Origin of the sequence: Shewanella baltica (assembly GCF_900456975.1) — a bacterium.
GTDB lineage: Bacteria > Pseudomonadota > Gammaproteobacteria > Enterobacterales > Shewanellaceae > Shewanella > Shewanella baltica.
Window position 1 is genome coordinate 693830 of sequence record NZ_UGYM01000002.1, and the last position, 13106, is coordinate 706935.

General features: G+C 45.3%; 10 protein-coding genes. 7 read left to right on the forward strand and 3 right to left on the reverse strand.

Going from position 1 to position 13106, the window contains the following annotated elements; genetic code table 11:
* Positions 1-874 precede the first annotated feature (874 nt).
* From DYH48_RS03040 to DYH48_RS03065, 5 genes are all read left to right on the forward strand, one after another.
* Positions 875-1858, forward strand: a complete 984-nt coding sequence (locus tag DYH48_RS03040; RefSeq protein ID WP_147287759.1) for an alpha/beta hydrolase — start codon at positions 875-877, stop codon at positions 1856-1858.
* A gap of 299 nt (positions 1859-2157) precedes the next feature.
* Complete coding sequence (locus DYH48_RS03045) at positions 2158-2865, forward strand: hypothetical protein (RefSeq protein WP_115334017.1); 708 nt, start codon at positions 2158-2160, stop codon at positions 2863-2865.
* 454 nt (positions 2866-3319) lie between these two features.
* A complete protein-coding gene (locus DYH48_RS03055; protein ID WP_006083923.1) occupies positions 3320-4609 on the forward strand; it encodes an NCS2 family permease in 1290 nt (429 codons plus the stop codon).
* Positions 4610-4819: 210 nt separating this feature from the next.
* Positions 4820-5938: a glutamate 5-kinase gene (gene proB / locus DYH48_RS03060; protein ID WP_006082800.1), complete on the forward strand. Its 1119-nt coding sequence runs from the start codon at positions 4820-4822 to the stop codon at positions 5936-5938.
* A gap of 12 nt (positions 5939-5950) precedes the next feature.
* Positions 5951-7228 carry a glutamate-5-semialdehyde dehydrogenase gene (locus DYH48_RS03065; RefSeq protein WP_115334019.1) on the forward strand — a complete coding sequence of 426 codons (1278 nt, stop codon included), beginning with the start codon at positions 5951-5953 and terminating at the stop codon, positions 7226-7228.
* 109 nt (positions 7229-7337) lie between these two features.
* Here the strand turns inward: DYH48_RS03065 and DYH48_RS03070 are convergent, their stop codons facing one another.
* From DYH48_RS03070 to DYH48_RS03080, 3 genes are all read right to left on the reverse strand, one after another.
* Positions 7338-7640: a hypothetical protein gene (locus DYH48_RS03070; RefSeq protein ID WP_006083921.1), complete on the reverse strand. Its 303-nt coding sequence runs from the start codon at positions 7638-7640 to the stop codon at positions 7338-7340.
* Positions 7641-7841: 201 nt separating this feature from the next.
* The gene (gene ybaK / locus DYH48_RS03075; protein ID WP_115334020.1) at positions 7842-8318 is read right to left on the reverse strand and encodes a Cys-tRNA(Pro) deacylase; all 477 of its coding nucleotides are present in this window, start codon (positions 8316-8318) and stop codon (positions 7842-7844) included.
* A 190-nt stretch (positions 8319-8508) separates the two neighbouring features.
* A complete protein-coding gene (locus DYH48_RS03080; protein WP_115334021.1) occupies positions 8509-9435 on the reverse strand; it encodes a DMT family transporter in 927 nt (308 codons plus the stop codon).
* A 288-nt stretch (positions 9436-9723) separates the two neighbouring features.
* On the opposite strand from DYH48_RS03080, the gene dnaK reads away from it, so the two are divergent.
* Positions 9724-11643 carry a molecular chaperone DnaK gene (gene dnaK, locus DYH48_RS03085; RefSeq protein WP_006082794.1) on the forward strand — a complete coding sequence of 640 codons (1920 nt, stop codon included), beginning with the start codon at positions 9724-9726 and terminating at the stop codon, positions 11641-11643.
* Positions 11644-11753: 110 nt separating this feature from the next.
* The gene (gene dnaJ / locus DYH48_RS03090) at positions 11754-12887 is read left to right on the forward strand and encodes a molecular chaperone DnaJ (protein ID WP_006082793.1); all 1134 of its coding nucleotides are present in this window, start codon (positions 11754-11756) and stop codon (positions 12885-12887) included.
* The last annotated feature ends 219 nt before the right edge of the window (positions 12888-13106 follow it).

The window sequence follows — 13106 nt, forward strand, 5'->3', positions numbered from 1 at the left end:
GAGTGACAAGTCGTCTCAACGGATATGAGAATCTCTAGTTCCAGGGAACCGAGCCAAGCTTCACTAGAGTACTTAATCACAACTAATTTAGGAGTATTGACTATGTCTTATACAGGCAACAACCATTTTTATTGGCAGAACACTTGGTTCAACACTGATGTTTTGCGTGGCGGTTTATTCGCCATGAGCTTTAAGGCTTAACCCTCCTTAAAGTTTAGTTTCCATCATCCATCAACCTTTGTATCGCCTTTTTTGGCGTGTTTAGACTCAAGTAGTATATCGATGTTTTTGCATGGATATGCCAGGTTTTTCCCGCTAGCGCGGTAATGTACTTCCCCGAAAGGGACGCTTGAAATATGTCTTTGCCTGCTCATTGAGCAGGCTTTTTTTTGCCTTTTTTTACCTAAATCTTACCTAAGTGATCAACTGAGTTAATAACATTTTGACTCATCACCTTACTGATATATCGCCGTCGATTTGTATTTATCAAAAGCTAAACAGAATACGAGATGCTGAACTAATGGTATTGATTTGGCGGTTTTATTGATTCAACTACTGATGAGTGGGAGTGGATGCCGTGGGTGTACAAATCTGAGTTTAACGCCGAACATGATGAGTTAGATTCTAAGCCTGTCAAAATTAGGTGTCATTGGAGGTACAAGCTGAAACGATATCAAGTGATGACTGCCTTAGCTGTATACTTAGCTGTATAAAAACTGCTACCCCATAAAAGCAAATGTCTATAGCATGAAAATACCGTTTCTATTATTCGAGAGATAGGAATGGGTAGCGGTCATTCGTGAAAAATAAGTCAATCCACGACTTATGCCTTGCAGACAACCAGCGCATAAATACTAAGACGATAGGTATCAAAATGACAATGACGCTCCTTACATCATTATTGGCTATACCCTTTTGCTACTTAGCGCTTGCATCATTATTGGTATGTATACCCGTTAGAAAACAGCCTGTCGTTGATAGTCTAGATTTTGATGTTTTAAATGGTAAAGCAGATAACCTTCAACTAAGTGAGCAAACGTATGCTTCGCGTAGCGGAAGTGAGTTGTTTTACAGATTTATCGCCGGCAAGACGAATACGATTCTGGTTCTATTACATGGTTCTGGAGCGGAAGGTCGGTATTTGCTGCACCCAGCTCAAAAATTATCCATTGCAACTGAGATCAGTGTGGTTATTCCAGATCTGCGTGGCCATGGTCGATCAGCACAAAAGACATTGGGAGATATCGATTATATAGGACAGTATGAGGATGACTTGGAGGATCTTAGGCTGCATCTTAGTCAACAATACCCTAATTCATCTATCATTCTCGGAGGACACTCATCCGGTGGCGGCTTAGCGATAAAATATGCAGGAGGAGATCATGTCGCATTTGATGGATATCTGCTCCTCGCTCCTTATCTTGGCTATCGGGCACCAACTGTAAGGCCAAATTCGGGAGGATGGGTTCAGGTATCGACTAGACGTTATATAGGATTGACGATGTTAAATAATGTTGGAATTAAGCTGTTTAACTCTCTACCTGTGCTATTTTTTAACCGCCCAAAAGAATGGAGCGACCCATTACAGGCTGAAAGCTACTCTTATAGGTTAAATGAATCTTTTTCACCTCAAGCGTATGAAAAGAATCTGCAAAAAAATAATAAACCTGTATTAGTCTTAGTGGGTGCAGATGATGAAGCGTTTTACGCGGAAAAGTTCGAAGCCGTTTTTAGTAAAAATGCACCTCATGCGCTCGTCAAAATAATCCCAAAAGTAAAGCATTTAAACCTGCCAAATAATGAAGATACGATCAACATTATGAGTTGCTGGATAAATAGTACCTATCAAGGGCATTGAGAGTACGCGCAAAGTGGCGATGTTCACTTCCCAACCTTTAACGTCATAGCTTTAGCTTCTATTGCTGCCAAAATGTCTATGTACCTAAGTTCGTTTAGGCAATTAATCCCGTTTTAGGCATACATGTATACCCACGAAAACAATTTTGACCTTCTTGCTTTTATTCAGACTAACTGCTTATTGTCATAACTGGTCGCTGCCAGTAAATTGCTGAATAAAATGTTATTTATTTTCATTGGTTTAAGTGTAGTTGTCAGGGACTATCGTTGATAGACTGTTGTATACCAAAAGGAATCGGTATGGCTAAGTTTTTAAATCTATTTTCTTTAAGTTTGATTTTTACCAGCACATTTTGCTACGCAAATGAGCCAACTCAAGTGTTCTTAGACGGTGATAAGATTCACTATCAAGGAGGGTTAGCAAAAGAAGCCAATGAAATGGTGTTTGAAATATTTAAGAAAAATACTTCAAAAATAAAATGGCTAGCCATTAAGAGTGTTGGTGGTGAAGTTAATTTAGGCCTTGATTTAGCCGAGTTTATCAACAAGAACAGCTTAAACGTTGAGGTGACTGAGTATTGTTTATCTTCATGTGCTAACTACGTTTTCCCTGCTGCACATGAAAAACGAATCACGAACCATGCCTTGATAGGCTTTCATGGTGGAACCACTGGCATGGCTGCTGGAGTCGCTGAATTTATCAAAACCTTACCTGAATCTGAGCGCGAGGCCACTCAAAAACACTTTGATGAATATGGTGAAAAAACGCTGGCAAGAGAAGCTGATTTCTTTCAAAAACTAGGCGTTAATCCCAACATCACCACACTTGGCCAAAGTGATAAATATAAAAAATATGAAGATGCGGGTAGTTATGTCGGTTGGTATTACGCCATCAGCGATCTGAATAAACTTGGCGTCAAGAACATATCGGTACTGAATCCACCTTGGGTATTTAAACAGCTTTCAGAAAAGAGTCAGTTTTATAAAGTTGAAGTTACCGGAAGTTAATATCTAAATTCAACTCCAAAGTGCTACTTTCGCTAATTAAGCTACTAATTGATTACTGCTTCGGTCACGCATATTTCGCGCTATTAGTGCCATGCGTTAGGACTTAAAAGGATCTGTATGAAAACATTCTTTAAATTTAAAAATCCTTTAAAAATTGCGTCATTGGTCTTTTTTATGGGGGCAATATACAACGCGTATTCAATGGATATCATCGGTCTGGTATGCTTTCTCGTCGCTGCTTTGGTGTTCTTCGTCCTAAGTATTTTCCGTACTGGTAAAAAAGCTACAGCAAGCAAGATTAGTTAACATTTCCCCTCATTATTTTTCCGTACGACAGCCTCTCCTCTGGCCTGACCAGCCTAAACTCCCTATAATCGGCTGCAAATGTCATCACGTTACATAGTGTTTACATCTAACTACCCTACATACTTAAAATAAAAAGGAACCTTGTTCCATGTTAGAAAAACTGTTCAAACTGAAACAAAATCAAACGAGCCTCAAGCAGGAAGCGGTCGCAGGTTTGACAACATTTATGACGATGGCTTACATCATTTTTGTGAATCCAATGATGTTAGCCGATGCGGGCATGGACCATGGGGCTGTATTCGTCGCGACTTGTTTGGCTGCGGCTGTCGGCTGTTTAGTTATGGGCTTGATGGCAAATTATCCTATCGCGCTTGCACCTGGCATGGGGCTGAACGCTTTTTTTACCTACACAGTTGTGGGTGAAATGGGTTACAGCTGGGAAACGGCCTTAGGCGCGGTATTCCTGTCGGGAATTTGCTTTTTAATCTTATCTTTAGTGCGTATTCGAGAATGGATTGTAAATAGCATTCCCATGTCGCTGCGTATTGGTATTGCCGCTGGTATTGGTCTGTTCCTTGCGCTGATCGGCCTTAAGAGTGCCGGTATTGTGGTGGCAAGCCCTGCAACCTTAGTGACCTTAGGCGATATCACTGCATTTCCGGCTGTCATGGCTGTGTTAGGTTTTTTCCTGATCATTGCTATGGTGCAACGCGGAATGAAGTCGGCGGTTATCCTAAGTATCTTGATTATCACAGGTTTGGGATTAGTGTTTGGCGATGTACAGTATCACGGCATTGTGTCTATGCCGCCGTCGATCATGCCAACATTTTTGAAGATGGATTTATCCCAAGTCTTTGAAGTCAGCATGTTATCTGTGGTGTTTGCCTTCTTGTTTGTCGATCTTTTCGATACCTCTGGCACTTTAGTGGCGGTTGCGCAGCGCGGTGGTTTCCTCGATGAGAAGGGCCGTTTACCGCGATTAAACCGTGCCTTAACTGCTGACAGTTTAGCGACCATTGCGGGCGCCGCTTTTGGTACATCGACGACCACAAGTTATATCGAAAGTACGGCGGGAGTGAGTGCGGGTGGTCGTACTGGTTTAACGGCAGTTGTCGTGGGATTACTCTTTATTGCTGCGTTATTCCTGTCACCATTGGCGGGGATGATCCCAGCGTATGCGACGGCGGGCACACTGTTTTATGTGGCGATTCTGATGATGTCAGGACTCGTGCATGTCGAATGGGAAGATTTGACTGAAGCCGCACCGGTAGTCGTTGTATGTATTTTAATGCCGCTGACGTTTTCCATCGCCACAGGCATCGCCTTTGGGATGATCTCATACGCCGCAATCAAATTACTCACAGGTCGTTTTAGCGATCTCAATGTGGGCATTGTTGTCTTGGCTGCGCTGTTTGTGGCTAAGTTTATCTATGGCTAATCCTATCGATTAGTGACTCGTGCAGTGCGAGCTCGCAACGTAGATTGTCTACAATAGACAATATTTTTTGAGGGTCATCTCATCGATGGCCCTTTTTCATGCGTGATTCCAAGCAAAATCGAAAATTTATCTCGAGTTAATAACTCCTTGCTACCAATTACCCAGCGGATTAGGTATAAGGATTGTTCGGTTATTTTTTACAAATGAATAATGAACTTAAGTGAGATTGCGTATCGCCGCGTAGTAGTGAAATTGGGGACGAGTGTGCTGACTTCTGGCAGTAAACAGCTAGATAAAGCTCACATGGTTGAGCTTGCTCGTCAAATGGCCGCACTGATGAAGTCAGGGGTCGAAGTCGTATTATGCACCTCAGGGGCCATTGCCGCTGGGCGTGAACATCTCCAATACCCGACACTGCCCGACACTATGGCCAATAAGCAATTGTTAGCCGCTGTCGGGCAAAGTCAGTTGATCCTCGCTTGGTCACAACTCTTTAGTATTTATGGGCTGCATGTCGGCCAATTGCTGCTGACCCGTGCCGATTTGCAGGATAGGGAGCGTTACCTCAACGCCCGCGACACGCTCAATGCCTTGCTGGCGAATAATATTGTGCCGATCATCAATGAAAACGATGCCGTTGCCACTAATGAAATCAAAGTCGGTGATAACGACAATCTATCGGCCCGTGCCGCACTGCTGTGTGATGCCGATTTATTGATTTTATTGACGGATCAAAAGGGCTTATTTGATGCCGATCCGCGCACGAACCCGAATGCTAAGTTGATCTCCCAAGTCGTCAAGATTGACGACAGCCTACGTATGTTGGCGGGCGGGTCTGTTTCTGGTTTAGGTACGGGCGGAATGTCGACTAAATTGGAAGCGGCGGATATTGCTCGCCGTGCAGGCATCGAAGTGGTTATCGCCTCTGGCCATCACCCAGATGTGATTAAAAAAGTGGTGAGCAAGGAATCCGTTGGCACGCATTTTAGTGCCATCGAAAACCCGCTCGAAAGCCGTAAACAGTGGATTTTAGCCGGCCCTGCGACTCAAGGTTCTTTAGTGCTTGATGCGGGCGCAGTCAAAGCCGTGACAGACAAGGGCCGCAGCCTATTGTCCAAAGGTATCGTCGGCGTTAAAGGCCAGTTTGAGCGCGGCGCAACGCTGCAATTAGTTGATCAACAAGGTAAAGTGATTGCTAAAGGGATGACACGATACTGCGGCCAAGCCCTCAGTTTGATCGCGGGCAAGCATTCCGACGAGATCGAGTCTTTACTCGGTTACGATTATGGTGACGCAATCGTGCACCGCAACGACATGGTTGTCTTATAAGCGAGGTCTGTTTTGAGTCAAATTAATCAAGATCAGTATTTACAGCAACTTGGTAATAATGCCAAACAGGCAAGTTATGCCTTAGCTAACTTAACGGCGAGCCAAAAGGCCGGTTTGCTTGAAGCCATCGCCAATGCGCTGACAGAAAACGCCGCCGCCATTTTAGCCGCGAATGCTAAGGATGTTGCCGCTGCTAAAGCCGATGGATTAACGGATGCGATGATCGACAGATTGTTGCTCGATGATGCGCGTCTGGCGGGCATTATTGGCGATATTAGCGATGTGATCCGCCTTGCTGACCCAGTAGGTGAAGAATTTGGCAGTAAATTATTAGATAACGGTTTAAGGCTGACTCGCCGCCGAGTACCACTTGGGGTTATCGGGGTGATTTACGAAGCTCGGCCTAATGTGACTGTTGATATCGCGGTACTTGCCCTTAAAACCGGTAATGCGGTGATCCTCCGTGGCGGTAAAGAAACTCTAGCATCGAATAAACTCATTAGTGACGTGATCCGCGGCGCGATTGTCGCTCAAGGTTTACCGATAGATGCGGTGCAATTTATTGATTCTTCAGACAGAGCTTTAGTGACAGGTTTACTTAAGCTCGATCAATATGTCGACATGATAGTGCCCCGTGGCGGTCAAGCACTGCAGCGCTTATGTGCTGAGCAGGCGACGATTCCGGTGATTTTAGGCGGCATTGGTATTTGTCATTTATATGTCGATAAAAATGCCAATCTTGAGCGCGCCTTGGCCGTGATCGCTAACGCCAAAGTGCAGCGTCCAACTGTATGTAATGCGCTTGATACCTTGCTGGTGGATGAGAGTGTGGCGAGCACATTTGTGCCGCAAATTGCCGAGTATCTACATCGTTTAGGCGTGCGTTTTTCAGTTTGTGAGACAAGCTTTAGTCTGCTTGATGGTTTAGGGTTTGATGTGACGCTCGCCAAGGCTGAGGATTTTGGCATCGAATGGTTGTCGTTAACCTTAGGCATTAAAGTGGTGAGCGATATCGATGCCGCCGTTAGTCATATTCGCCAATATTCTAGCGGCCATTCGGAAGCGATTTTGACCGATGACATTCACGCTGCGGCGAACTTTATGAACGAAGTGAACTCGGCCGCCGTGTATGTGAATGCCAGCACGCGTTTTACCGATGGCGGTCAGTTTGGTCTTGGCGCTGAAGTGGCTGTGAGCACGCAAAAACTGCACGCCCGCGGCCCAATGGGGCTTGAGGCATTAACCACATATAAGTGGTTAGCTTGGGGTGATTACACTAGCCGTGTTTAGCGGTTAAAAACCATAAACTTAAAGCCGTTAACACACTGTGTTGACGGCTTTTTTGTTTGCAGTGTTTGATTGTAAGTGCCAATTTGCAGAGTCTATTTATGGCAGTGCTTCAATGGAGAAGCGGCGTATAGGTGGCAAGTAACCAAATACAGAAGAATAGCGTCGACATGACGGTAGTGAACTTACGAAAGGCCTTGATGTATTCCAAGGTATAAATAAAGTACTTTTCCTGCACTCTGCGGGTGAGTAATACCGAGGGCAGCATAAAACTGCAATAGAGCATGACCACCATAGTGGTAAAACTGTTTCCCCAGAAATGCTCATAAATAAATAAGGCGATGCAGAGTAGCATAGCGCACCAGCTTAGTGGGCTGATGCTATTTTCTGGGGCCCATTGGGTTGATTTTTCCATCTGACTATCCTTAGTCGATTTGTACCTCAGTACAATTTATAGACGCAAGTCTAGGCTTTATCAAACGCTTTCTATTGTATGCTCAGTACGCTGCTGTCGTTGGAGTCTTGTTCACCATTTATTCAACATGAGCGCATGTTGCATAAAGTGGAGTGGATTACTTAACATCGAATGACTTGTGCTTAATGTGGTCGATGTGGCTTAAAGCGTCTTGATATCGGCAAATTCACCTTTGCACAGCTGGGCTAAGTCTGTGGCCGCTAAGCTTATCTCTAAACCGCGTTTGCCCGCGCTGACATAAATCCTATCGAAGCCTTGAGCGCTGGCATCAATTATGGTCGGCAACTGTTTTTTCTGCGCTAGCGGACTAATGCCGCCTACCAGATAGCCTGAGGATTTTTGTGCTAGGTCAGCATCGGCCATTTGCAGTTTCTTTTGTTTTAAGCATTTAGCTACGGCTTTTAGATTAAGCTGATGATCGACGGGCACAAGCGCGACGGCAATTGGCGCATGGGCTTTGTCGATGGCGACTAAAAGGGTTTTAAACACTTGTGCGGGTTCAAGCCCTAAGGTGTTGGCAGCTTCTTCGCCGTAGGCGGCGCAGTGTGGATCGTGGCTGTACTCTAGGATATCAAACGCAATTTTGGCTTTTTTCGCCAATCGAACGGCCGGGGTCATTCTATACTCCTTCACAAAATGGGTGATATTAGCGCTTAATTTAGATGTAAAACGTTAGCCACTTCGGTTTTTACGTTCTTTAATTGGCTCATTACAGTGAGCCAAGCTTGTTTAAGGCGGCGACTCAGTGATGACTCAGCCATCATTCAACTCAACTATTTTCAATTATCACTCAGCTATCTCTCAACCATCATTCAGCTAGCTTTGGCTTTGGGCTTATTTTGCTTTTACGCTCGGTATAACGGGGCCAAAGTTGTTGCAACATCATCCCTGACAGAATAAACGCCAGACCGAGATAGGTCGCCATCGCAATTGTTTCCTGCAAAATCCACGCGATAAAACCAATCGACATTACAGGGGATAAAAACACCATAGTGCTGATGTTCGCGGTGCGAGTGGCGGTTTTCAGCGCCATTAACCAAAGCACGAAGGTAATGCCCATCTCGAACAAGCCCACATACATACCTGCAAATATCGCCTTAAGACTAAAGCTGGGTAGGGTATCTGTCAGCACTAAAGTGACGGCGATAAAAGGTAAGCCGATAAGAAAACTCAATAATAAACTCACCACGGGATCGCCTTGATCTTTGGTGTTGACGATCCAATATAGGCACCAGAGTAAGGTGCTGGTGAGGGCAAGGCCGATCCCGAGCGGGCTATCAAAACTAAAGCCGCTGATATCGCCGCCGGTGGCAATGATAAATACCCCAGTGTAGGCAATCAGCGCCGCAGCAATGTCGCTCTTACGCAAATGTTGCTTTAACAAAGGCGCAGCCAGTAACGGCAGCAATACCGCCCAAGTGTAATTGAGTGACAAAGCTTGCTGCGCTGGTAGTAAGGAATACGCCTTAAACAGCACCACATAGTAAAGGAAGGGATTGATGAGCCCTGTAACTAAATAAAATGCAGGGCGGCGCAAAAACTGTTGCTTGAGTAAGGAAAGCTTCTTTTGCCAAGCAAGGATTCCGCCAAGGGCAATAATCGACGTGAGCACGGCAACAAACACCAGTTGCAGTGGCGTGTAGTAACTCAAGGCAATCTTAAAGGCCGTGGCCACTGTAGACCAGAGGAAGACCGCCGCCATGCCATACACGTACGCTAAATTCGAAGACTTCACTCTGCTACCTTACCTGGATAAACATCCGCCAAATGTGGGCAGATTGAATAACAGCTTGGGTTGATAAGCAAGACTATTTTATGTGCTTGGATATTTTATCCCGCGGCAGATGTGAGAAAGATAAATCAGAAAATTTTTTTGTTCGCCCTTGTAATTAAATTCCCTGTCCCAATATAGGTATCAAGGCAGAGAAGGTGGCCAACGATGGACTTGATATTTCAACCATCTAGCCCCATATCAAAACCAACTAAACAAATTTAGATTGAATGAAATTTTTCGGAGGACCTCATGGGTAAAATTATTGGTATCGACTTAGGCACAACAAACTCTTGTGTAGCTGTCCTCGATGGTGGCAAAGCACGTGTGTTAGAAAACGCTGAAGGCGATCGCACAACCCCGTCAATCATCGCTTATACAGATGATGAGACCATTGTCGGTTCGCCAGCAAAACGTCAAGCTGTGACTAACCCGACTAACACATTCTTCGCGATTAAGCGTTTGATCGGTCGTCGCTTTAAAGATGACGAAGTCCAACGTGACGTGAACATCATGCCATTCAAAATCATTGCAGCCGACAACGGTGATGCATGGGTTGAATCGCGTGGCAACAAGATGGCTCCACCACAAGTTTCTGCAGAAATCTTGAAAAAGATGAAGAAAACCGCAGAAGACTTTTTAGGTGAAGAAGTAACAGAAGCGGTTATTACTGTTCCTGCTTACTTTAACGATTCACAACGTCAAGCGACTAAAGATGCGGGTCGTATCGCAGGTCTTGATGTTAAACGTATTATCAACGAACCAACGGCAGCAGCATTAGCCTACGGTATTGATAAGAAACAAGGCGACAACATTGTTGCGGTATACGATTTAGGTGGTGGTACATTCGATATCTCTATCATCGAAATCGACAGCAACGATGGCGACCAAACATTTGAAGTGTTGGCAACCAACGGTGACACCCACTTAGGTGGTGAAGACTTTGACAACCGTTTGATCAACTACTTAGCTGACGAATTCAAGAAAGAGCAAGGCTTAGATCTGCGTAAAGATCCATTAGCAATGCAACGTCTGAAAGAAGCAGCAGAAAAAGCGAAAATTGAACTTTCAAGCACCAACCACACTGAAGTGAACCTGCCATACATCACGGCAGACGCAACAGGTCCTAAGCATTTAGTGATTAAAATCACTCGTGCTAAATTGGAATCACTGGTTGAAGACTTGATTATCCGTACATTAGAGCCACTGAAAGTTGCCCTGGCTGATGCAGATTTATCTGTAACAGACATCAACGAAGTGATTCTAGTGGGTGGTCAAACACGTATGCCTAAGGTTCAAGAAGCAGTGACAAACTTCTTCGGCAAAGAACCTCGTAAAGACGTGAACCCAGACGAAGCGGTAGCCGTAGGTGCTGCAATTCAAGCGGGTGTTCTGTCAGGCGACGTGAAAGACGTATTACTGTTAGACGTAACACCACTGTCTCTTGGTATCGAAACCATGGGCAGCGTGATGACTAAGTTGATTGAGAAAAACACTACTATTCCTACTAAGGCGCAGCAAGTGTTCTCAACAGCCGATGACAACCAAAGTGCAGTGACCATTCACGTACTGCAAGGTGAGCGTAAGCAAGCGAGCGCGAACAAGTCATTAGGTCAGTTCAACTTAGACGGTATTGAGCCAGCACAACGTGGCCAGCCACAAATTGAAGTGATGTTCGACATCGATGCCGACGGTATTCTGCATGTGTCTGCTACAGACAAGAAAACCGGCAAGAAACAAAACATCACCATCAAAGCATCTTCTGGCTTAAGCGAAGAAGAAGTGGCGCAAATGGTACGTGATGCCGAAGCTCACGCAGATGAAGACAAGAAGTTTGAAGAGTTAGTGCAATCACGCAACCAAGCTGACGGCTTAGTTCACGCAACTAAGAAACAAGTTGAAGAAGCGGGCGATGCACTGCCAAGCGAAGATAAAGAGAAAATCCAAGCTGCGATGGATGCTGTTGACACTGCTATCAAAGGCAATGACAAAGAAGCCATTGAAAAGGCAACTCAAGAACTGATCGAAGCATCTGCTAAGCTGATGGAAATCGCTCAAGCTAAGTCTCAAGCTCAAGGCGGCGACAATGCCGACGCGGGCAAACAGGCTAACGCTACTGCCGATGACGTTGTCGATGCTGAATTCGAAGAAGTGAAAGACGACAAGAAATAATGACTTGTTTTCAATCAAATAGATTGATTTCAAAGCGTTAATTTCTAGGCGGGCGTTACGGGGCAACCCTAACGCCCGTTTGTTCAACACCAGCTGAGAAGCATGAGATTATGTCAAAGCGAGATTATTACGAAGTATTAGGTGTCAGTCGTGACACTAGCGAACGTGAAATTAAAAAGGCCTACAAACGTCTGGCCATGAAATTTCACCCAGATCGCAACCCAGGCGACAAAACCGCAGAAGCTAACTTTAAAGAAATTAAAGAAGCCTATGAGATCCTAACCGACGCCGACAAAAAAGCGGCCTACGACCAATTTGGTCATGCGGGTGTGGATCCTAATCGCGGTGGCGGTGGTTACGGTGGTGGTCAAGGCGATTTCGGCGATATTTTCGGTGATGTCTTTGGCGATATTTTCGGCGGTGGACGTCGTGGCGGTCAACGCCAAGCGGCCCGCGGCTCAGATTTACGTTACAACCTAGAGTTATCACTGGAAGAAGCCGTTAAAGGCTTAACCAAAGAACTGCGTATTCCAACACTGGCGACTTGCGATCTGTGTGAAGGCAGCGGCGCGAAAAAAGGCACCTCTGCAACCACCTGTGGCACCTGTCATGGCCAAGGCCAAGTGCAAATGCGCCAAGGTTTCTTTGCGGTGCAACAGCCTTGTCCAACCTGTCATGGCCGCGGCAAGATCATCAAAGATCCTTGCACTAAGTGTCATGGCGATGGCCGTGTTGAAAAGAGCAAAACCTTATCGGTTAAGATCCCTGCCGGCGTTGATACGGGCGACCGTATTCGTTTAGCGGGTGAAGGCGAAGCGGGTGAGTTTGGCGCGCCAGCAGGGGATTTATACGTTCAGGTCAGTGTGCGTGAGCATGCGATTTTTGTCCGTGATGGCAACAACCTTTACTGCGAAGTGCCGATATCCTTCAGTAAAGCGGCCCTAGGCGGTGAGATTGAAGTGCCAACACTGGATGGTAAAGTCAGCCTGAAGATCCCAGCCGAAACGCAAACGGGTCGTATGTTCCGTTTACGTGGCAAAGGCGTCAAGTCGGTTCGCAGCCATGCGGTAGGCGACTTGCTCTGCAAAGTGGTTATGGAAACCCCAGTTAACTTAAACGATCGTCAAAAAGAACTGTTACGCGAATTTGAAGCCACCTTAACCGGTGAGTCAAAGAAGCACAGCCCAAAGGCTGAGGGCTTTTTCGATGGCGTGAAAAAGTTCTTTCAAGATCTGAATAGCTAACTTGGTTTGATAGCGCTGCTGTTATGTTAGCAGCGCGCTAGATGAATAAAGTCCCGCAGTGTTTAACACCGCGGGGCTTTTTTATATTTAAATTTTAGCAAATCCATTTTGATGGAGTTTTCACCATGAATATGGCTTTGACTCTGCGCTAGTAGGGCTTAAACATCAGATTAGTTTTCTATTTCTAAAAGAAAGGTCAAAGTCGTGGGGCTTCACCCC

What these genes read in the sequence shown, in the direction of transcription:
- dnaK (WP_006082794.1), top strand. Translation starts at nt 9,724, where the DNA reads ATGGGTAAAATTATTGGTATCGACTTAGGCACAACAAACTCTTGTGTA.
- DYH48_RS03055 (WP_006083923.1), top strand. Translation starts at nt 3,320, where the DNA reads ATGTTAGAAAAACTGTTCAAACTGAAACAAAATCAAACGAGCCTCAAG.
- DYH48_RS03070 (WP_006083921.1), bottom strand. Translation starts at nt 7,640, where the DNA reads ATGGAAAAATCAACCCAATGGGCCCCAGAAAATAGCATCAGCCCACTA.
- proB (WP_006082800.1), top strand. Translation starts at nt 4,820, where the DNA reads ATGAACTTAAGTGAGATTGCGTATCGCCGCGTAGTAGTGAAATTGGGG.
- DYH48_RS03040 (WP_147287759.1), top strand. Translation starts at nt 875, where the DNA reads ATGACAATGACGCTCCTTACATCATTATTGGCTATACCCTTTTGCTAC.
- ybaK (WP_115334020.1), bottom strand. Translation starts at nt 8,318, where the DNA reads ATGACCCCGGCCGTTCGATTGGCGAAAAAAGCCAAAATTGCGTTTGAT.
- DYH48_RS03045 (WP_115334017.1), top strand. Translation starts at nt 2,158, where the DNA reads ATGGCTAAGTTTTTAAATCTATTTTCTTTAAGTTTGATTTTTACCAGC.
- dnaJ (WP_006082793.1), top strand. Translation starts at nt 11,754, where the DNA reads ATGTCAAAGCGAGATTATTACGAAGTATTAGGTGTCAGTCGTGACACT.